The organism is Halomonas tibetensis (genome assembly GCF_042643535.1).
Lineage (GTDB): Bacteria > Pseudomonadota > Gammaproteobacteria > Pseudomonadales > Halomonadaceae > Halomonas > Halomonas tibetensis.
This window is the reverse complement of sequence record NZ_JBHRSQ010000009.1, coordinates 218106-237338: the sequence shown is the minus strand read 5'-3', so window position 1 is coordinate 237338 and position 19233 is coordinate 218106. Positions and strand designations below refer to the sequence as shown.

At 64.4% G+C, this 19233-nt stretch carries 18 protein-coding genes and 1 pseudogene; 7 read left to right on the top strand and 12 right to left on the bottom strand.

The window, feature by feature from the left end:
• The first annotated feature begins 215 nt into the window (after nt 1-215).
• The 3 genes from ACFODV_RS07405 (at nt 216) to ACFODV_RS07395 (ending at nt 1648) form a co-directional block, all read left to right on the top strand.
• On the top strand, nt 216-614 hold the full coding sequence (locus ACFODV_RS07405) for a YbaN family protein (RefSeq protein ID WP_379756969.1): 399 nt from the start codon (nt 216-218) through the stop codon (nt 612-614).
• Between the two features lie 70 nt (nt 615-684).
• Nucleotides 685-1164 (top strand): Rrf2 family transcriptional regulator, encoded by a 480-nt coding sequence (locus ACFODV_RS07400; RefSeq protein WP_379756966.1) that lies wholly within the window; start codon nt 685-687, stop codon nt 1162-1164.
• 172 nt (nt 1165-1336) lie between these two features.
• Nucleotides 1337-1648 carry a c-type cytochrome gene (locus ACFODV_RS07395; RefSeq protein WP_379756963.1) on the top strand — a complete coding sequence of 104 codons (312 nt, stop codon included), beginning with the start codon at nt 1337-1339 and terminating at the stop codon, nt 1646-1648.
• A gap of 143 nt (nt 1649-1791) precedes the next feature.
• Here the strand turns inward: ACFODV_RS07395 and ACFODV_RS07390 are convergent, their stop codons facing one another.
• The 6 genes from ACFODV_RS07390 to nosR form a co-directional block, all read right to left on the bottom strand.
• Nucleotides 1792-2319: a nitrous oxide reductase accessory protein NosL gene (locus ACFODV_RS07390; protein ID WP_379756960.1), complete on the bottom strand. Its 528-nt coding sequence runs from the start codon at nt 2317-2319 to the stop codon at nt 1792-1794.
• Nucleotides 2320-2334: 15 nt separating this feature from the next.
• Nucleotides 2335-3165 carry an ABC transporter permease subunit gene (locus ACFODV_RS07385; protein WP_379756957.1) on the bottom strand — a complete coding sequence of 277 codons (831 nt, stop codon included), beginning with the start codon at nt 3163-3165 and terminating at the stop codon, nt 2335-2337.
• Nucleotides 3162-4139, bottom strand: coding sequence for an ABC transporter ATP-binding protein (locus ACFODV_RS07380; RefSeq protein ID WP_379756954.1), 978 nt, complete (start codon nt 4137-4139; stop codon nt 3162-3164). Before ACFODV_RS07380 ends, ACFODV_RS07385 begins: the two co-directional genes overlap by 4 nt.
• Nucleotides 4136-5437, bottom strand: coding sequence for a nitrous oxide reductase family maturation protein NosD (locus ACFODV_RS07375; protein WP_379756951.1), 1302 nt, complete (start codon nt 5435-5437; stop codon nt 4136-4138). The genes ACFODV_RS07380 and ACFODV_RS07375 overlap by 4 nt, the downstream gene beginning before the upstream one ends.
• 101 nt (nt 5438-5538) lie before the next feature.
• Complete coding sequence (gene nosZ, locus ACFODV_RS07370; RefSeq protein ID WP_379756948.1) at nt 5539-7452, bottom strand: TAT-dependent nitrous-oxide reductase; 1914 nt, start codon at nt 7450-7452, stop codon at nt 5539-5541.
• 118 nt (nt 7453-7570) lie between these two features.
• Nucleotides 7571-9727, bottom strand: coding sequence for a transcriptional regulator NosR (gene nosR / locus ACFODV_RS07365; protein WP_379756945.1), 2157 nt, complete (start codon nt 9725-9727; stop codon nt 7571-7573).
• Between the two features lie 206 nt (nt 9728-9933).
• Between nosR and ACFODV_RS07360 the strand changes: the two genes are divergently transcribed.
• Nucleotides 9934-10266 carry a hypothetical protein gene (locus ACFODV_RS07360; protein WP_379756942.1) on the top strand — a complete coding sequence of 111 codons (333 nt, stop codon included), beginning with the start codon at nt 9934-9936 and terminating at the stop codon, nt 10264-10266.
• Between the two features lie 8 nt (nt 10267-10274).
• Nucleotides 10275-10829 (top strand): hypothetical protein, encoded by a 555-nt coding sequence (locus ACFODV_RS07355; RefSeq protein WP_379756939.1) that lies wholly within the window; start codon nt 10275-10277, stop codon nt 10827-10829.
• Nucleotides 10830-10923: 94 nt separating this feature from the next.
• On the opposite strand, the pseudogene ACFODV_RS07350 reads toward ACFODV_RS07355, so the two are convergent.
• A pseudogene (locus tag ACFODV_RS07350) lies at nt 10924-12078 on the bottom strand (TonB-dependent receptor domain-containing protein).
• 387 nt (nt 12079-12465) lie between these two features.
• On the opposite strand from ACFODV_RS07350, the gene ACFODV_RS07345 reads away from it, so the two are divergent.
• Together ACFODV_RS07345 and ACFODV_RS07340 are read left to right on the top strand one after the other, a co-directional pair.
• A complete protein-coding gene (locus ACFODV_RS07345) occupies nt 12466-13149 on the top strand; it encodes a sulfite exporter TauE/SafE family protein (RefSeq protein ID WP_379756936.1) in 684 nt (227 codons plus the stop codon).
• Nucleotides 13146-14120 (top strand): sigma-54 interaction domain-containing protein, encoded by a 975-nt coding sequence (locus ACFODV_RS07340; RefSeq protein WP_379756933.1) that lies wholly within the window; start codon nt 13146-13148, stop codon nt 14118-14120. Before ACFODV_RS07345 ends, ACFODV_RS07340 begins: the two co-directional genes overlap by 4 nt.
• Before the next feature lie 13 nt (nt 14121-14133).
• Here ACFODV_RS07340 and ACFODV_RS07335 read toward each other — a convergent pair whose 3' ends face one another.
• The 5 genes from ACFODV_RS07335 to ACFODV_RS07315 form a co-directional block, all read right to left on the bottom strand.
• Entirely contained in the window at nt 14134-14535 is a 402-nt protein-coding gene (locus tag ACFODV_RS07335; RefSeq protein ID WP_379756930.1) for a copper-binding protein, read from the bottom strand.
• 108 nt (nt 14536-14643) lie between these two features.
• Complete coding sequence (locus tag ACFODV_RS07330) at nt 14644-15210, bottom strand: hypothetical protein (protein WP_379756927.1); 567 nt, start codon at nt 15208-15210, stop codon at nt 14644-14646.
• A gap of 72 nt (nt 15211-15282) precedes the next feature.
• Nucleotides 15283-15669 carry a cupredoxin domain-containing protein gene (locus tag ACFODV_RS07325; protein ID WP_379756924.1) on the bottom strand — a complete coding sequence of 129 codons (387 nt, stop codon included), beginning with the start codon at nt 15667-15669 and terminating at the stop codon, nt 15283-15285.
• Between the two features lie 28 nt (nt 15670-15697).
• On the bottom strand, nt 15698-17359 hold the full coding sequence (locus ACFODV_RS07320) for a NapC/NirT family cytochrome c (RefSeq protein WP_379756921.1): 1662 nt from the start codon (nt 17357-17359) through the stop codon (nt 15698-15700).
• 165 nt (nt 17360-17524) lie between these two features.
• The gene (locus tag ACFODV_RS07315) at nt 17525-19138 is read right to left on the bottom strand and encodes a cytochrome D1 domain-containing protein (protein ID WP_379756918.1); all 1614 of its coding nucleotides are present in this window, start codon (nt 19136-19138) and stop codon (nt 17525-17527) included.
• Nucleotides 19139-19233 lie beyond the last annotated feature (95 nt).

The window sequence follows — 19233 nt, the reverse complement described above, 5'->3', positions numbered from 1 at the left end:
ATGCCATTCAGGGCCCGGCGCGTCGGTACCCTTCTCGAGGTAGCTGACCCAGATCAAGCCACTGGGTCACCACGCGTGGATCAGCCGACGGGCGAGAGATGATGACGTGGAGAAGAGCGTCATGCGGCGGCACCTCGGCATTCTCTTTGCACAAGCTTATAACATGTATATAAAATACCACTTAATATCTAGGCCGCCACTCTACGAGGTCTGCCATGAAACATCTGGTCACACGCCTTGCCTGGAGCGGCCTGGCCTACGGCTGTGTCGGCCTGGGTACGGCCGGCCTGGTGGTGCCGCTGCTGCCCACCACGCCCTTCCTGCTGGTAGCGGCCTGGGCGGCGCCCAAGGGCTCGCCGCGACTGGCCCGCTGGCTACATGAACACCCGCGACTGGGGCCGACCCTGCACGCCTGGCGAGAACAGCGGGCGGTGCCGCGTCGAGCCAAGCAACTGGCACTGGTGTTGCTGGTGGCCAGTTGGCTGCTGCTGTGGCTAAGCGGTACAGCGCCGCTCGTGCTGTTCCTGACCGGCGCCCTGTTTATTGGCGTGGCGGCCTTCCTGCTGACGCGACCCGATGCCGCAGGGGACGGCAGCCCGACCAAGGCGAGGTAAAGTGATATAATAAAAGCTTGTTACTATATGAAGTTTGATCAATATCAAGCCAAGAGGCACTAGCCCTCGTATGCACCTGACCCGCTTTACCGACTACTCCCTGCGCGTGCTTATCTATCTGGCAGTGAAAGGAGAGGAGCGCTCCACGATTCAGGAGATCGCCTCCAGCTTCGACGTCTCCCGCAACCACCTGATGAAGGTGGTTCAAGACCTGAGCCACAAGGGCTACATTACCGCGTTCCGCGGCAAGAACGGCGGCCTGCTGCTCAAGAAGCCACCCGAGACTATTCGCCTGGGCAAGCTGGTGCGTGACGCCGAGCATGATCTGCAGCTGGTCGAGTGCTTCGGCGAGGATAACGAGTGCAGGATCACCCCGGCCTGCCGGCTCAAGCCGATCCTGGCCGAGGCGCTGCGCGCCTTCTTGGCCGTGCTCGACAAGTACACCCTGGCCGACATGCTGGGACCGCAGGAAGCGCAGCTGGTCCAGCTGCTCAGGATCGAGCCGTTGACCCGCAGCAAGACCGATACCGCTTCGCCACTGGCCCCCTGACGCCGTCCGGCTTGCACTACCGGGCGCGGTCGGCGATGCTTGAAGATGAATTTCGCCATGACATGGGTCATGGCCTCTCATGGTCGCCTGCGCCATCATGGGACCAGACATCGGAGGCATCGGCGCCATCCGATTTTTTTAACGCCAAAAGATGCATTCTGGAGACATGTTAATGAAGCGACTGGCCATCCTGACCCTGACCGGCACCGCCGCCCTGGCCCTCTCGGCCGCCGTCCAGGCCGAGCCCGACGGTGAAGCCATCTACAATCAGGCCTGCATGGCCTGCCATATGACCGGTGCCGCCGGCGCGCCCATCAAGGGCGACGAGGCGGCCTGGGCGCCGCGTCTTGAGCAGGGCATGGAGACCCTCTATGACCACTCCATCAACGGCTTCCAGGCCATGCCCCCCAAGGGCGGCGCGTTACAGCTCAGCGATGAGGAGGTGAAGGCCGCAGTGGACTTCATGCTCGAACCGCTGCTCTGAGAGCTCGTATCCGCGGCAAGCCTCCTCTCACCGGCGTGAACGATCGCCGGAAATGATATCGCCCCGGCAGCCTGGCTGCCGGGGCGATGTATTGTTAGGGAGGCAACTCTCTCCGGGCGACTCGTCTTCGGAACGGCCCCGAGCTACATGGTTCGCTTGATATGCGCCCGAGCCAGGTCGTTGAGCACCTGGACGTCGATCTGCTCATAGCTGAGCAACCGACCTTCGTGCTCTGCCATGAAGGCTTGGGCTGCCTCCTCGCTGCCAAACGAGGCCAGGGTTGGCCCCATAGCGCCCATCAGCGGCTGCTCGGTCACATAGACCGCCACCTGGGCGGGGATAAAGGCGTCATCCGAGGGGCGCTCCCAGCCGGTGGCACCCATGTCGTGGACATAGGCCTGGCGCAGCTGGGGCACCGAGTCGGGCTGCAGCAGCCACACGAACATGTCCGACGTCGAGCAGAAGGTCAGGAGCCGCCCGTCGCGTAGGCAGGCCTGGGCCTTGGGTCCCGGAAATCCGGCGATGAACATCCCGCACACGGCGCACTCGTCGTCGTCGCGAAAGGGACGCGTCTCGCACGCCGCGACCTCCTTCTCCTCGCCGCCGCAGCCAGCCAGCCCTGCCAGGGTCACGCCGCCCAGCACGATGATGAATTTCCTGCGTGTCAGCATTCGTCGGTTTCCTTGTCAGATTTCACGGCGGCGGAAGATCCACAGCGCCAGGCCCAGCGGTGCCGCCACCCAGGCCAGCAGCGAGCCGATCAGCAGCGCCGGGTGGAAGGCCGCATCGGCGCCGATGGAAGCCAGCCCCGCCTGGGTCCGCGCCGCCTCGAAGAAGGTCAGGTTGACGATGCGGAAGATGTCGGTGGGGTTGAGCAGCAGCAGATAGTGGAAGAGCCCCTCGCTGACCTGACCACCGGTGCCCACCAGCACCCCCAGCAGCGCCAGGTCATAGACGATGACGAAGAAGAACCAGACCACCAGGGCGATACCCGCCGCACGAGACTTCTCCGCCACGCTGACGCTGATCAGGTACGCGAAGCCGATGAAGGCCCAGCCAAGCAGCATCGCCGAGAGGATGAACAGCGCCAGGGCCGCCACCAGCTCACCGAGCTGCTCCACGCTGCCGAAGGCGGCGATAACTGCCCCGGCCACGCCGAAGCCCACCAGGGTGGAGACGCCGAGGATCGCCGCATGGCCCAGGAACTTTCCGGCCAGGATCTCGACCCGGCTCATGGGATAGGTGAGCAGCAGCAGCAGAGTGCCCTGCTCGTCCTCGCCGACGATGCTGTCGTAGGCCAGCATCAGCGCGATCAACGGAATCAGGAACACCGCCAGACTCGAGAGGCTGACGATAGTGGTCGAGACCCGGGTGAAGCCCACCTGGCCGGAGGCCGCGGCACCGAAGTAAGCCAGGCCAATGGCCAGCAGGCCAAACACCAGGGTGATCGCCAGCACCCAGCGGTTGCGAAGGCCGTCGCGGAACTCCTTGCCGGCCACGATGAACACGTTTCTCATGCGCTGACTCCCTGCTGAGCATCATGGACCGCCGCCGAGGCCGGCTCGGCCTCTACCCGGTCGCGAAGGGTGCCGTCAAAGTGGGCGTAGAGCGACTCCAGGGTCGGCGGCTCCAGCTCCAGATCGACCACTTCGGGGTCTGCCGCGAGCTCGCGCAGTACCGCCATCTTGGCGCGTACCGGCAACGTGAGCTCGATGCGGCCATCGCCCGCCAGACGCGCCAGCACGCCATGGCCGCGCAGCGCCTCGGCGATGCTCTCGGGCGTCCGCGCGATGCGCAGGCGGATCACCAGCGGCAGGTCGGCGGCCTCACGCAGTTCATCGATACTGCCCGAGGCGAGCAAGCGCCCCTGGCCGAGGATCGCCGCCCGGTCGATATGGCGCTCTACCCCCGGCAGCACGTGTGAGCAGAGAATCACGCTGACGCCGCGGTCGCGCAACTCGTCGACCATGCCATAGAAGTCGCGGGTGGCCATGGGGTCCAGCCCCACGGTGGGCTCGTCGAGCAGCATCAGCCGCGGCTCACCGATCAGCGCCTGGGCCAGGCCGAGGCGCTGGCGCATGCCCTTGGAGTAGGTCTTCACCCGGCGGTGCATGGCGTGGCCCAGGCCAACGCGTTCCAACAGCGGCTCGACAATGCCAATGCCGATACGCTTGAGCCGGGCGAAGTAGTCGAGCACCTCGAAGCCCGAGAGCTGCTCGTAGAACTGCACATTCTCGGGCAGATAGCCCAGGCGCAGGCGCAGGTCGTTGGCCGCGCTGCCACCGGGGTCGTGGCCGAACACCCTGAGCTCGCCACTGGTCGGCCGAATCAGCCCCAGGATCAGCTTCATGGACGTGGACTTGCCGGCGCCATTGTGGCCCATGAGGCCCAGTACCTCGCCCTCGCCCAAGGTCAGGCTCACCTCGTCGAGGGCCGTCAACTTGCCGTATCGCTTGCCGACCGCCTGCATCTCGATCACGGGTTGGTTCATTGCACTATCTCCGCCATCCAGTCGGGAAGAGCCATCAGCGGATGGCTGTCGCGTACGCCCGGCGGACGCAGGACCGGGAACTCGCGCTGTACCCAGCGCAGCACCTTCACCGCCGGGCTGTTCATCAGGATCTTGGCCATGGGATAGGTCCAGATCAGTCGGTCCACCGAATCATTGGGTTCGTAGGGAATGTCACCCAGGCCGTCACCGCTGAGATCCCAGCCCAGGTAGTCGCTCCAGTAGTTGCCGCTGCCCTCGAAGGACCACTCCTGCTCGCGTAGAGCCACGTACTTGACCTGTGTCTCGTTGCCGACGAAGGCGTTGCCGTGGAACTCGTTGTCTTCGGAGCCGGCGGTCATGTGAATGCCGATCTCGGTGCGAGCAAAGAGGTTGTCGCGAATCTCGTTGAACAGCGAGTTGTAAACGAACAGCGCCTTGCCCTCTGTGCCGCTGATGGCGTGGCCGTCGGGGGCCGTCGCCACGTTGCCGCGCTGTGCCTCGATAGAGACGTTCTCGGCGATTACCGAGTGCACAATGAAGTTCATCAAGAAGCCGTAGTTCTGGTCGCGCTCGGAGCGGTTGCCGACCACTTCCAGGTAGCGCGACTGCATCAGCGCATAGCCCAGCCGATTGTTGCGGGTCACGTTGTCTCGCACCACGTTGTGCTGCGAGAACATGTAGTGCACCCCGTAGCGCTGGTCGCGCAGCAGGTTGCCGATCAATTGGTTGTGGTTGCTGACGTCGATGTAGATACCGTCACGGGCCTCCCATACCTCGTTGTTGCGGATCTCGGCACCGGTGACGTTGTAGAGCTGCAGGCCATTGCCGCGGTCCTGGGAGCGCAGCGAAGTGTCGCCGCTGATACGATTGCCGATCACCGCCACGTCGGGCGTCGCATCAAGCCAGATACCGAAACCGCGAGCCTCGATACGGTTGTTCTCGATGCGGGCGCCTGCCGCCTCGCGAACCACGAAGATGCCGCTGTCCATGGCGGTGATGTCGGCGCCATCCTCACGGATATGCAGGTCACGGACCGTAGTGCCGGGAGCGGCGACGGTCAGCACGCTGCCGCTTCGCTGGCCATCGAGGATGGCACCGGGCTCGCCGACCAGGGTGATAGGTACCTCGATCACGAAATTGCCGAGGTAGACGCCTTCGGCCACTCGCACCGTGTCACCGGGGGCGGCGGCGTCAAGCACCTGCTGCAGCGGGGTCTCGCCGGATACGGCCCGCCATTCGGCGGCCAGGGCGAGGCCGGGCAACAGGAGAATCAAGGGGAGTAACCATCTTGCTGGCATGGTGTTCTCTGCGTGACGAAGGAAAACTGCCGGGCCGGCAGGCTGTGCCGGCCCGGCAGATGCTACCGCGGGTCTATTCTCGCAGGGCCACAGCCACAGGCCTATGCCGGCTCGACGAGCAGTCGGCCGACCATTTCCATGTGCAGGGCGTGACAGAACCAGTTGCAGTAGTACCAGAACACCCCGGGCTTATCGGCCGTAAAGGTGATGGAGGCGGTCTGCTGTGGACTGATCTCCATACTGACCCCGTGGTCCACGACGCAGAAGCCGTGGGTAAGATCCTCGATGCGATCGAGGTTGGTGATGGTCACGGTGATCTCGTCACCCACCTTGGCGGGGATCTCGGTGATGCCGAAGTTGGGCGCCACCGATGTCATGTAGACCCGAACCTTGTTGCCGTCGCGAATGATGGTGTTGTCGGTCTCCAGGGTGATGCCGTCTTCCTGAGCCATGGCCACGGTGTCGGCAAAGTAGGGGTCGTCGCGCTCCCAGATCTGTTTGGTCTGGATCTGGTCGCGGCGGATGATCACCGCGTCGTGGGGCTCGGCGAAGGTCGGGGTGTCGTGGAGCAGCACCATCTCGTCGCCGGAGATATCGAACATCTGATCGTTCTCGGGATGCAGCGGACCCACCGGCAGGAAGCGATCCTTCGAGAACTTGTTCAGTGAGAACAGGTACTTACCATCGGCATCCTTGGATTCCGAGAGGGTCGCATGGTTGTGGCCCGGCTGGTAGTGGACGTCGACCTTCTGGCGGATATAGTTGACGTCCTCGCCGTTGTAGTGGCGCACGGCGTCTTCCATGTTCCACTTCACCACCTGGCTGTCGATGAACAGGGTGGTGTAGGCGTTACCGCGGCCATCGTAGGTGGTGTGCAGCGGCCCGAGACCCAGCTCCGGCTCGGCGGCGATGACGTCGCGCTCATCGTCGAGGTTGCCCTCGAAGAGGTCGTCGAGCCTCGCGATCTCGATCATCGACACGGTGGGCGACAGCTTGCCGGCGGCGATGAAATACTTGCCGTCGGTGGAGGTGTTGAGGCCGTGGGGGTTCTTGGGCACCGGTACGTAGCGGGTGACATTGAGGTCGGAGCTCTTGCGACCATCCACCACCGGCACCTCGGAGTCGCCGATGGTCATGAAGTTACCGTTGGCCACCGCCGCCTCGATGCGCTCGATGCTGAAGATGGTCACCCAGTCGCGGTCGGCACGCATCTTGCCGGCCAGGTCCACGGCACCCTCGGAGTTGTAGCAGGTCGCCGCACAGTACTTGCCGGTGTAGTCGGCATCCATGTTGTCCAGGTTGCCGTCGACCATCACCTGCCACTTCACCTCCATGGTGTCGGCATCGATGGCATTCCACAGGGTGTAGTACTTCGACGGGTCATTGATATCGCGGCCGTCGTTGGGCTGGGGGATCTGGTATTCTCCGTTGGCGAACACATAGCCGGTGCGCGGAGCCTTCTGGAGGCGCAGGCCGTGGATCGCCTGGACGTTGGGCACCGTCACCATGGCGTCGGTCTTGAAAACGTCGAGACGAACGCGGGCCACGCGGGTGTTGGCCTTGTCATTGATGAACAGGTAGCGGCCGTCGTGGCTGCCGTCGGTATAGCTGATGTGCGGGTGGTGGGCGTCACCGTTGGTAAAGCGGTGGCTGTCGCCCATGATCCGCTTGGACTCGTTGGTCATCCCCCAGCCGGAGGCCGAACAGTGGTTGAACACCGGTATGCGCATGATCTCACGCATGGAGGGCACGCCGTAGACGCGCACCTCACCGCTGTGACCACCACTCCAGAAACCGTAGTACTCATCGAGTTCACCCGGCGCTATGTGGATATTGGCAGCGCTACCGTCGCTGGCCGCCTGGGCCGGCTGACTGCGGGTCAGCGCCCCTACGCCCGCCACGCCGGCGGCGCCGGCCATGCTGGCCGCACCCACCGCGGCACTGCCCGCCAGGAAGCGGCGGCGCCCTTCGTTGACGGTCTTGGTGGGCTCGTCGCCCTTATGCTTGTCGCTCATGACGCTTCTCCGTTTCGTTATCACTTACTTGCGATCCGACTCTGCGGTCGGCCTTCTGCTTCCGTCATGCCGGTGGCCATACCCGCCGGCACGGCCGGTTCACTGCTCGGCAGCCACCTCAGGCCCCATCCCTGCCCAGCTCGGTGGCGGGAATTCGCTGGGCCTCGGCCACCTTGCTGCTCAGCCGAGTGGCCTTCTCACGCTTCTTGCGCTGCACCACCATGGGCGGGCACTTGCGGTCGTTGTGATAGGTGATCTGACAGTCCAGGCAGTAGTGGCACTCATTGGGGTTGATCTGCCCGTCAGGGTGGATCGCCTGGATGTGGCATTCGTTGGCGCAGATCTGGCAGGGCTTGCCGCACTCCTTGTGGCGGCGCAGCCAGTCGAACAGGCGAATGCGCGCGGGGATCGCAAGGCCGGCCCCCAGAGGGCAGAGGTAGCGGCAGAAGAACTTGTGGTTGAAGGCGCTGATCACCAGCAGCACCACGGCGTAGAGCACGAAGCCCCACTCGCGCTGAAACTTGAGCAGCACGGCGGTCTTGAAGGGCTCTATCTCGGCGAAGATCTCGGCCTGGCCCAGCGACTGTAGGGAGATAGCGAACAGCCCCAGCAGGATGATGTACTTCAACGCCCAGAGACGCTCATGAACTGCGAACGGGAGTTCGAACTGGGGGACTTTAAGCTTGATGGCCACCGCGCTGATCAGCTCCTGCATGGCCCCGAAGGGGCACAGCCAACCGCAGTAGACGCCGCGGCCCCAGAGAAGCAGCGTCACCGCCACGAAACTCCACAGGATGAACATCATCGGGTCCATCAGAAAGGTGGACCACTGGAAATCAGTGAACAGGGAGTTGGCGAAGGTGAGAATGTTAACTACCGAGAGCTGGGCCAGCGCATACCAGCCGATGAATACCACGGTGTAGACCAGGAAGCTGTAGCGCAGGGTATGCAGCAGCCGCGGCCGCTTGGCCAGCCAGTCCTGGAAAAGCAGGATGAAAGTGAGCACACCGAGGCCGGCACCCAGCACCACGATATGCGTGACGCGGTCTTCCCATACCGAGACCCACAGCGGCCGCGTCTCGTCCTCGAGCATGGCGTCGGCCACCGGTTCAGGAATCTCCAGAAAGCGCTCCGGCACCTTCACCTCGACGGCGAAGCCGACAAACTCGGTGTCCAGGGCCCCCACCTGGCGTCGCACCAGCAGCTCCAGTTCCCAGGGCTCGCCCGGGTTGAAGCGTGTCTCCTCGCGCAGGATAAAGATGTCGCGTTCCGTCAGTCGCGGCGCGCCCTCGGCCTCGATGCCCCACAGGCGAAGCATGTCGGAGTCATGGAACTGATCGGTGCGTCCGCCGTGGTGAACCATGATGCGATCGTAGATGCCGCCGCGCACGAAACCCGAGCCCTTGAAGGAGTAGCGCCCGTCAGCCATGATCGCCAGGGCATGCTCTTCCTCGCCCAGGCCCTCCATGAGCTGCCGGTACTGGCGCTCGCCGAGCAGGTTGCGGCCGATGGTGGGCACGTTGAGGTAGGCCACGTAGAGGTCGATGAAGGTCTCCTCCTTGCGCCCTTCCGGGGTGGCCTCGACGCCCTCGGCATCGGTGCCGACGAAGGCCTCGTCCACTTCACCACGGGTCATGCTGAGATGGCCAACGGCGCCCTCCGCCACCAGGTCATCCCAGCTCGCTTCCTCGAAGAGGTCGTCGCGTACCGTGGCAGGCTCTGCCACGTTAGCTTTCAAGATGCCCAGCTCCCGGGCCACTCGGCGCGCCGAGCGCATGATCCCCTCGCCCATCACCACCACGGTGACGGTGGCACCAGAGACCGCATCCACGTGCTCGTAACCCTCACGCTGACGGCGGGACAGGCCTACCCGCACCTTCTGACGCACCGACTTGCCGGCATACTGACCGACGAAGTCATCGAGTACCGTCTCGGGGATCCCCACCAGCATGATCGGCTCGGAGTGGTCGAGCACCTCAACCCCGGTGATGCGACCGTCCAGCGCCATGCCTACCCGCATATTGACCGGATGGCCTGAGTAGGCGGGGATCGGCGCGATATCGTTGGTCTCGAAGACATAGCCGACCGTCTCGCCGTCGCGGAGCACCGGCACCACCGGCGGCTCCTCGATGGGTTCACCGACGGCATCAGCCTCGGGAAATACGACCGGCAACCACTCAGCCGCCATGGCCGTGGTCGACAGGGCTGTCGTCGACAGAACCAGGCCCATCAGCAGCACCAGGGTCACCAGCCAGGATCGCAATACACTTGTCACGAGACACTCCACCATCAGGTCAGATCGGCCGGACCAATAACATGCATCCGGGAAACCTCTTTATGGGTGAAGCATGGGATAGTTTGCCGCACTCGACAACACACTCAGATCAAGGTATTGGCCTTTTACCCCTATGGGCCGGGTGCTATGTTGACCGGAACGCCCTTTCGGGCGGGCCTTGACCCTACCTCAGGAGAGCCATCCCCATGGACACCCCGGCCGCCCTTCGCCACCCACTGATTCATCAGCAGCGCTTCCTGGTGACCGAGATGAGCTTTCAGCTTGGCGAAATCTCTATACCGATCCGCATCCGCTGCTACCGAGAGGCAGGAAGCGAGCGCGTCACCTGCGAGCAGAGCCACTATCTGCAGACCCCCCTGCAGGTCGAGCCGTCCTTCGAGAGCAGCGATGACCATGCCAGCATCGATGAGGCCATCGCCGCCATCACCGACGAGATGGTGACCCAGTACCAGCACGCCGAGGCGGACGGCTATCGCCCCGACGACGGCTGGCTGCTGCCCAGCCGCGATTTCGACTGAGCCTGCCCATGCCCAAGCCTGTCCTGCTAGGCGCCTCTGCCCTGCTGCTGGCCAGCCTGCTGATTCCCGCCACCGCCAGCGCCGCCATCTACAACACTCTGGATGCCAAGGCACACGGCCAGTGGCAATCGCTGATCCTGGCGCTGGGCGAGGAGCGCCACTATCGCGCCCTGGAGGCAAGCAGCTACAGCGACGCCTTTTTTAGCGTCAACGTCACTTCCGGGACCTGCGAGCCCTCCTGGCTGGAACTGCGCGTTGACCTGGGCGAACGCCAGGCGGAGAGTCGGGTGGTCAACCGCGTGCCCGCCGACCTGCGGGTGGACTTTGAGACCATTCACAGCGGTCAGGCGGAGTTCATCACCGAGCGCAGCGACAGCGGCTTCTATGCGCAGTTTCTGCTCGAGGAGCCGGCACTGCTGATTGAGGAGATGCGCCGAGGCGAGACCCTGCGACTGCGGATGATGCGCTCCGAGGACGACCCCTGGTTCATGGTGTTCACCCTGGAAGGTGCCGCCGAGGCCATGGAACGCTCCCGGCGCCAGTGTCGCAGCGATAACCAATGAGTGGCTTCTCTCGCGAGGCGGAAACGACGCCGCCCCGTCCTCTCCTCGGAGGACGGGGCGCTCGTTGCAGGCTCGGGGGGCCGAAACAGCTCGTCTAGAAGCGGGTGGTAAGGTTGGCCCAGACGATGCGGCCCGGCTCGTTGACCCGGTCGGTCGCCAGCATTTCGGTGGTGCCACGCTGGATATGCTCGGCGTAGGTGCGATCGAAGAGATTATCGACGCCCAGGGTCAGGGTGGTATTGCCGAACAACTCGCGGCCGCCGTAGGCGGATACGGTAGCGAATCCGGGCGTTTCACCGATATCCAGGCTGTAGATGGTGCCCTGACCTTCGGCGATGCGGTCCTGACGGGCCACGCCACGCAACAGCATGCCGCCGAAGTAGGCGTTACGGTCGTAGTCCAGCCCCAGGGTCGCCTCCAGCGGCGGGGTCTGGGCCAGCGGCAGGTCGTCGGTATCGTTGTTGCTGTGCACCCAGGCCAGGGTCGAGGTCAGGTCCCAGTTGTCGGTGAGTCGCAGGCGCATATCGGCCTCGAGGCCGTAGGTCCTGGCGTCGACGTTGCGCACCTTGTCCTGCCCGTTACGCTCATCGATCAGGATATAGTCGTCATACCAGCCATGGAAGAGCGACAGATTGGCGCTCAGCCGGTCGCCGTTCCAGCTGGCCCCGGAATCGAGCTGGTTCAGGGTCTAGGTCTCCAGGTCGAAGACCCAGCGACGCTCCCAGTGGTCCCCCGCCCGCTCGGCGCGGCCCACCCCGGCGAAGAGGCTGAGGGGCTGGGGCTCCAGAGCGTACTCATAGCGGGCAAAGCCGCTCCACTGGGTCGATCGCGACGTTTCGCCCAGGTCGGCGTCACCATACAGGCCATCCTCATCATTCAGCCCATTGAGCGACTCGACCCTGGCGCGGTCGACCCGCAGGCCCAGCGTGATCCAGCTGCGCTCGGAAAGCGCCTGCTCCACCTCGGTAAAGACCCCATAGTCCTTGAACTCGGCGTTACGGCCACGCTCCTTCTCGCGGTAGTCCACACCCCCTCGGTTGCTATGGCGATTCTCGACATAGTCCATACCCACTGCCATCTGTATGGTCGGCGCCAGCTCCAGCTCGGTGGCCAGGCGCCCGCCAATGGTTCGGCGGTCCGAGTTGCCCAGCCTCAGCATCGGCTGCCCCTGGGGGTTGGTAGGCGGCGTCCTGAGGGTAGAGTTGTCCATCACATGGTCAACATAGCTGTAGTAGACCTGCGCCTCCACTTCGCTGAGCCAGGGGGCCAGGGTAGAGCCCCGCTTTCACAAGGCATCTGCAGTGGGGCATCTGCCCCACTGACTGTGGCAAATGCCACAGTCAGTCACCCCGCTCGGCCGGCACCAGGCCCCAAGGATTTCGCTCTGCACCCGCCAGACCACGCCGGGCAAAAGAAAGCCCCCTGATCAGGGGGCGAAGTCAATCAACGAAACGGTACATTGAACTTGCATCTTTCATGCCAGGTTTTGGGGCAATCCATGACAGAGAGCCATCTCCTTGATTCATGGCGCCCAGCCATGCATTGGCGACCTGCCCCCGGGGACCTGCCGCGCCCCGGTGCGATAGAATCAGGGCATATCACCCGGTAAGCCGACGCGTTCAGGAGACCCACCCCGATGCCGGCCGAATGGACCGTGGCCTTCCTGCTCGGACTGCTGAGCAGTACCCACTGCCTGGGCATGTGTGGCGGCATCGCCGGCGCCCTGACCTTCAGCCTCTCGCCAGAAGTGCGCGAGCGGCCGGGCTGGCTGATGGCCTTCAACCTGGCCTACAACCTGGGCAGGATCACCAGTTATGTGGTAGCCGGAGCGCTGGTGGCCGCCAGCGCCGGGTGGCTGTTAGGCGTCCTGGGTGCCCCCAATCGCCTGGTGATGGGAACCCTGGGCATGCTCTTTCTGGTGGCGGTGGGGCTGCATATCGCAGGCTGGTTTCCCCGCTTTTCGCGAATCGAGGGTCTGGGGCGGCCGCTATGGTGCCATCTGGAGCCGCTGGGGCGTCGCCTGCTGCCAGTGCGGCGTCTGCCCCAGGCCTGGGGGTTCGGGCTGGTGTGGGGCTGGCTGCCCTGCGGGCTGGTCTATTCGGCGCTGCTCTATGGGCTGACCACAGAAAGCGCTCTGCGTGGCGGGCTCTTCATGCTCTTCTTCGGGCTGGGTACCCTGCCCATGCTGTTCACGGTGGGGGTGATGGCGAGCCGGGTGGCGGCCACCCTGCGCCAGCCCGTCGTTCGGCGCCTGGCAGGAGTGGCGATCATGCTCCTGGCCCCGGTGCCATTGTTGATTACCCGATGGGAAATGTCATGACTCACGCTCGGGATCCCATGGAAAGCCACGCCGATCTGATCGGCGAGTCCCCGGCCCTGCAGGCCGTGGTACGCTCCGCCCGTCTGGTGGCGGCCACCGACGCCACGGTGCTGATCCTCGGCGAGAGCGGCACCGGCAAGGAGCTGCTGGCCCGGTTGGTGCACCACGAGAGCCGGCGTCATACCGGCCACTGGGTAACCCTCAACTGCGCAGCCATTCCGGTGGATCTGGTGGAGTCGGAGCTGTTCGGCCACCGCCGCGGCGCCTTCACCGGTGCCCAAGCTTACAAGCGCGGCCGGGTGCAGCAGGCCCATGGCGGCACCCTGTTTCTGGACGAAGTGGCGGAACTGCCGCTGGCGGCCCAGGGCAAGCTGCTGCGCTTCATGGAAAACGGCGAATGTCAGGCGCTGGGGGCGAATCACGTGGAGCGGGTCGACGTCCGCATCCTGGCCGCCACCCATCAGGACCTGCGCGCACGGGTCACGGCCGGCACCTTCCGCGCCGATCTCTTCTATCGGCTGCATGTCATTCCCCTGGAGCTCCCGCCACTGCGCGAGCGAGAAGGCGACGTGGCACTGCTGGCGAGGCGGTTCTGCCGCGAACTGGCCGCTCGCCACAGGGTAGACGCCCCCGAGTTCACCCCGGCACTGCTCAAGTGCCTGGCCGCCTATTCCTGGCCCGGCAACGTGCGCGAACTGCGCAATCTGGTAGAGCGATGTGTGGTGCTGCTGCATGGCCAGCGTCTGGCACCAGACGACCTGCCCGAGGGGTGGCTCGACCCACTGTCTACACCGACGACCAGCAATGGCTGGCGGCTGCCTTCCTGCGGGCTGAGCCTGGAGGCCCTTGAGGTCGAACTGATTCGTCAGGCGCTGGTCCGGAGCGAAGGCAACCGCACCCGGGCTGCCCGCTTGCTGGGGCTTACCCGGGATACCCTGCTCTATCGCATGAAGAAGCACGCCATCGCCTGAGCCAATGGCCGCCTCAGGGGCCGATCATCTCGCGCAACTTCTCGGGCAGTTCGAGCTCGGTGTCGGCCGGCAGCCCCTCGATGGAGTCGGCATACCAGCTCATGCCCTCCTCCACTCTGCCGGTCATGGTAAAGCGGATCCGCTCACCCTCGGCCAGCGCAGGGGCCGAATCGCCCTCGGCTAGGCGCAGGTTCATGCGCATCGCGCGCATCACTCCGGGGATCTCCTCGTGGGCCACGCTGATGCGGTGCGTCTCGGCGTCATAGCCGAGATAGATGCCACGCACCGCGTGGCGGGACTCCGCCATCTCTCCTTGGGCATGACCATGGTGGCCAGACTGTCCGTGCTCAGACGCCAGTACCAGGGGAGTCGATCCCATCAGCAGGGCGGCGATCAGCAGCATAGTGCGCCTCATCTCGATTCTCCTCGGAATCAGGGGTTGTGGTATCAACGTGCCGTGGTGGTATCCACCTAAAAAGGCCGCCCCGCGATGGGGCGGCCCAGTGCGCATCGGGTCGTGGCGTCACTCCCGCTCTGAGAGCCGTCGGCTGTCCAGATACTCCACGGTGAGGTAATCCTCGAAGCGCCACAGACGCACGAAACGGTGACGCTGCGTCTCGTCACCCCCCCAGGCGGAGAAGCCGAGCGGGGTAGCGGGCATTCCCTCTGCCAGCTGCTCCAGCCACCAATCTGCCATCTCCTCCTCCCAGGGCTGACCGTACTCGCCCATGAGCCGGGCCTTGACCGCGGCGTGGTCGGCCACCTCCGGGTGGAAGGCCACCACCAGGGCCAGCCGCTCGCTGCCCGCCGGGAAGACGTAGCGCAGATCGGTCTCCACCGCCGGTTCGCCGGCCGCAGGATCACCTCCCAGGCGACCGTCGATCAGCAGGTCACCGTCGGCGGTCTGCTTCTCGCTCACCTCGACGATGCCATCATCGGCCAGGCGCTCACGCACCTCGTCGGGGGACATGCCGAACTCAGCGCTGAGGAACCCCTCGATGCTCGGCGTTGCCATAGCGGCCCCGCTGGTCAGCATCAGGGCGGTCAAAAGCCCGGTGACCCATGCCGCAGGTTGAGTGGTTATCGCCATGCGAACTCCTCTGTTTTCGGTGCATCACGGTGCCAATTGATGGCTGCGTGGAACCGGCCACTTCCTGGCCGGTTATTCCTTATCGCCTACCTCAACGACACGGATCACACCCTGCATGTTGCGATTCTCGTGTGGCTGGCAGTAGTAATCGTAGGTACCGGCCTCGTCGAAGGTATGCTCCCAGCTCTCTTCCGGAAACAGTCGTGGCGATCCAAAGTCCGCGTCGGGGAAGTAGACGTCGTGACTGGTGCGCTTCTCCATGCTGACCCAGCGCACGGTGGTACCGATCTCGACTTCCTGTTCGGCGGGATGATAGGAGTAGTCGAACATCTCGACTACAACCGTTTCGCTGCCTCCGCCGGCCTGGCCGTCACCAACGTCGCTACTCTCATTGGTTTCAGCCTGGGCCGCCCCGCCGATCAGCAAGCTGGCCCCGAGAGTCAGAAGCCATTTATGCATCACCACTTTCTCCTCTACTGCCGGATACTCAGCGCTCGATGCGCATGGCGTTGATCTCGACCATCTCGTCGTCGACTTCCTCGGCGCCGAACATCAGGCCGAACTGCCAGGAGACGTGATGGAAGCGCGAGGCCGCGTGGTCATCGTGGAGCGCGAAGTTGACGTTGTACTTGCCGTCAAGGTCCAGCGGCTTGTCGCCGGGTGCCCCGGTGCGCAGTGCGCGGGTCATGTAGGCGGTCCAGACGCCGTCTTCCTTGGCGGCGCTGAACACCACCGCCTCGCTGTCGTCAAAGTGGCGCTGCTCCAGGATGTAGCCGGACTCGGTGCGCTCGCTACCGCTCTTGTAGCGGGCCATGTCCAGATAGGCGCCGCCGCCGAACAGTTCTTCGATCTCCTCGTCGTCCTTGAGCTTGTCCCAGCCACCGCGGGCGGCGCCGCGACGACCGCGCACCTCGATCTCGGTGCGGCTCTCGGTGAGGTACTTGGTCACGCCGTTCATCATCTCAAGGCGCTCAGACAGCTCGCTCTCTTCCAGGACCGCCTGCTCGGGAGCATCGGGCATGTAGGAGGAATCGTGGTGGCAGCTGGCCCAGCAGCCCCCGCGGTCGGCCATGTCGACGCGGTCATCAGCAAAGCTGACCGTCAGCTTGATCTCGTTCTCGGGATCCATCATCCCGCTGTCAACAAAGGGTAGCGGGGTGTGCTCGGCGTCCTCCCACTGGAAGCGCATATAGAGATAGTCATCATCGAAGGCGGTCTGCACGGCCAACGGAACGTGGCCGCGTTTGTCGCCCAGGTCATAGGTCTCGATCTTCTCGGCGCTGGTGGCCAGTGCGCCGATATCGGCCTCCTCGCCCTGGTGACACCAGATGCAGCGGTCGCCGAAGCCGAAAGCGCGCCCGCCGCTGTGCTCGCTGCCGTCCTGGATCCATTCGATGGAGGCCTGGCCCGGCAAGAACAGGGTCATATCCAGCGTGGGCACCTCGGCCCAGGCAAGACCGGAGGCGATATCGCCCTCGGCGGCCACGGCCTCGCCCAGCTCCTCGGCCTCCAGCGGCAGCTCGGGCTCGCCGCGATCCAGATCGGCCTCGGTATCATGCTCGAAGCGGGCGGCCCAGACGGGAGACTCGTCCCAGGCCTCGGGCAACTCGTGAGCGATGCCCTGGTGGCATTCGATGCAGGTCTGTCCCTGCTCGAAGGCCCGGGCGTGCTCGCGAGCGGCACGAGCGGGCTGCTGTTCGAGATCCATGGCGGACCAGTCATGGCAGTTGCGACACTCTCGGGAGTCGGTACGCAGCATCGAGCGCCAGACGTTCTCGGCAAGGTGCAGCCGCTTGCCCTCGAACTTCTCCTTGGTGTTGATGGTGCCCAGCATCCAGTGCCACACCTCGCGACTGGCCTCGATCTTGCGGATCATCTTGGGCCCCCAGGCGTCGGGCACGTGGCAGTCGGAACAGGTCGCGCCCACGCCTGACTTGTTGTGGTAGTGGGGACGGTCCTGATACTCCTCATAGACCCAGGTCATCTCGTGACAAGCTGAGCTGCAGAACTTCATGTTGTTGGTGGCTTCCATCACCGTGTTGAAGCCGCCCCAGAAGATGATCCCCGCCACGAAGAAGAGCGTCACGGCCCCCAGCGATGCCCCCATGATCGTGATCTTGCGCCAGTTGCGCAGTCGCTCCCTCAGCATGTCCGTCTCCCGAAAATGTCATGACAGCAGATGCCTGCTCTCGAGATGCCTTGCTTTCGTTATGGTGTCCGGCCCCTTGCCCAGCCACTCCGGCTTCTGCTCCCGGGAAGGCATGAATGGCTGAAAAAGGGGCCGGAGCACCCGCAGGTGCTCCGGCTGATCGGCTCAGCCGATGTGGTTCTTGCGGTTGTAGACGTTGAACTTGCCGGTCGGCGTGTTCAGGTTCTCGACCCGGGCCTTCTCCTCCAGGGTCTTGTCGTCGTAGATGATGATGGCGCCATCATCCTGATGGCCGCGCCCGCGGGCCCAGATGGAGACCCACACCTCGGTACCGGTCTGGTCGTACTCCATGTGCACGGCCACCGCGTCATGCTCGGCGGGACGGTCGGCGACGTGGATCGGAGTCAGCTCGCGGGTCTCCTTGTTCATGACCATGACCCACTGGTTGACGTCGGCCTCGGGATGCATGGCCTGGTCGATCCAGACGTTGCCGGACTCCGGGTGGCTGCGAACGAACAGGCCGGGGCCGTCGGTCTCGACGCTGCCGCAGATCTCCCAGGCCTGGTCGGGATAGTTCTCCGGATCGTTGCCCCAGAAGGTCATGCGGCCTTCGCCCAGGTGGGTGGTGCCGGCCACCGGACCGCACTCGGAGTCCACCCAGTTGGCTCCCGGCCCCGGGTGCGGAATGTCTCCGGTATTGAGCATGCCCACGCGCTTGCGGGTCTCGGTATCGACGAACACCATCAGGTTGCTGTAGTTGGCCGCGATCTGGAAGTAGCGGCCGGTGGGATCGAAGAAGCCATCGTGGAGGTACTCGGCCGATTCGATGTGATCGATGCGCAGGTTATCCAGGTCGCTGTAGTCGACCTGCCAGATCTGACCGGTCTCCTTGACGTTGACCAGCCAGCTCGGCGCGTTGGGCGTGTTGTAGAGCGCCGCCACGCGGGCCTCGTGAACGTAGTTGCCCTCGGTGTCGTAGCCGCGGGTGGAGACGACCTTCAGCGGCTCCATGGTCTCGGCGTCGGCGATCACGAAGTGGGGCGGCCAGTAGGCGCCACCGATGACGTACTTGTCCTTCCACTCCCCGTAGTGGGAGACCGCCACGTCACGGGCGTCGATGCCGATGAATACCTCGGCGGTCACCCTAGGCGGATCCATCCACAGGTCGATCTTCGACAGGCGACCGTCGCGGCCCTGGACGTACCAGAAGCGCCCGTCGGAGGACTCCTTGGCCACGTGCACGGCGTAGCCGGTCTCGGCCTCGGTGACCAACTCCTTGGTGTCGCCGTCGATGATGCCCATGGCGCCACGGTCACGCAGGATGGTGACCATGAAGTTTTCCCAGTTGCGATCGTGCTGGGGCTCGCTGGGCCACTCCTCCTGAGGCACCAGAATCTTCCAGGTCTCGCGGATGTCGGCCAGGGACATCTCGGGCGGCTCTTCCGGCTGCTGCTGGATATACTTCGAGATAAGCTCGATCTCTTCCTCGTCGAGCATGCCGTCGAAGTTGTTCATGCCGCCTTCGGTGCCGAAGGTGATGATGCTTTCCAGGCGGCGCTGGCCCAGATCGATGGTGCTCTCGGGCAGCAGACCGGGACCGGTGGCGCCATTGCGCAGAGTGCCGTGACAGCCGGCGCAGCGCTGGAAGTAGATATCGCCGGCGCGATCCAGTTCTTCGGCCGACATCTCGGGTGCCGACGCCTGCACGCCACCCGCCATCATGGCGGCCAGCGGGAAGCTGAGGGCGAAGATCCCCTTGCTCAGTGCTTTCTTTTGCATAACGTGCCTCGCTCTATATTCCCCGTGGGGTAGGGTCCAGAGAGCGCCTCGCATGGCCCGGGCCGGCGATCCGACAACCCGGAGAGACACTCTCC

Bases quoted from the DNA above. Each gene is read 5' to 3' on its own strand.
- ACFODV_RS07405 (WP_379756969.1), top strand. From the start codon at position 216: ATGAAACATCTGGTCACACGCCTTGCCTGGAGCGGCCTGGCCTACGGC.
- ACFODV_RS07400 (WP_379756966.1), top strand. From the start codon at position 685: ATGCACCTGACCCGCTTTACCGACTACTCCCTGCGCGTGCTTATCTAT.
- ACFODV_RS07395 (WP_379756963.1), top strand. From the start codon at position 1,337: ATGAAGCGACTGGCCATCCTGACCCTGACCGGCACCGCCGCCCTGGCC.
- ACFODV_RS07390 (WP_379756960.1), bottom strand. From the start codon at position 2,319: ATGCTGACACGCAGGAAATTCATCATCGTGCTGGGCGGCGTGACCCTG.
- ACFODV_RS07385 (WP_379756957.1), bottom strand. From the start codon at position 3,165: ATGAGAAACGTGTTCATCGTGGCCGGCAAGGAGTTCCGCGACGGCCTT.
- ACFODV_RS07380 (WP_379756954.1), bottom strand. From the start codon at position 4,139: ATGAACCAACCCGTGATCGAGATGCAGGCGGTCGGCAAGCGATACGGC.
- ACFODV_RS07375 (WP_379756951.1), bottom strand. From the start codon at position 5,437: ATGCCAGCAAGATGGTTACTCCCCTTGATTCTCCTGTTGCCCGGCCTC.
- nosZ (WP_379756948.1), bottom strand. From the start codon at position 7,452: ATGAGCGACAAGCATAAGGGCGACGAGCCCACCAAGACCGTCAACGAA.
- ACFODV_RS07360 (WP_379756942.1), top strand. From the start codon at position 9,934: ATGGACACCCCGGCCGCCCTTCGCCACCCACTGATTCATCAGCAGCGC.
- ACFODV_RS07355 (WP_379756939.1), top strand. From the start codon at position 10,275: ATGCCCAAGCCTGTCCTGCTAGGCGCCTCTGCCCTGCTGCTGGCCAGC.
- ACFODV_RS07345 (WP_379756936.1), top strand. From the start codon at position 12,466: ATGCCGGCCGAATGGACCGTGGCCTTCCTGCTCGGACTGCTGAGCAGT.
- ACFODV_RS07340 (WP_379756933.1), top strand. From the start codon at position 13,146: ATGACTCACGCTCGGGATCCCATGGAAAGCCACGCCGATCTGATCGGC.
- ACFODV_RS07335 (WP_379756930.1), bottom strand. From the start codon at position 14,535: ATGAGGCGCACTATGCTGCTGATCGCCGCCCTGCTGATGGGATCGACT.
- ACFODV_RS07330 (WP_379756927.1), bottom strand. From the start codon at position 15,210: ATGGCGATAACCACTCAACCTGCGGCATGGGTCACCGGGCTTTTGACC.
- ACFODV_RS07325 (WP_379756924.1), bottom strand. From the start codon at position 15,669: ATGCATAAATGGCTTCTGACTCTCGGGGCCAGCTTGCTGATCGGCGGG.
- ACFODV_RS07320 (WP_379756921.1), bottom strand. From the start codon at position 17,359: ATGCTGAGGGAGCGACTGCGCAACTGGCGCAAGATCACGATCATGGGG.
- ACFODV_RS07315 (WP_379756918.1), bottom strand. From the start codon at position 19,138: ATGCAAAAGAAAGCACTGAGCAAGGGGATCTTCGCCCTCAGCTTCCCG.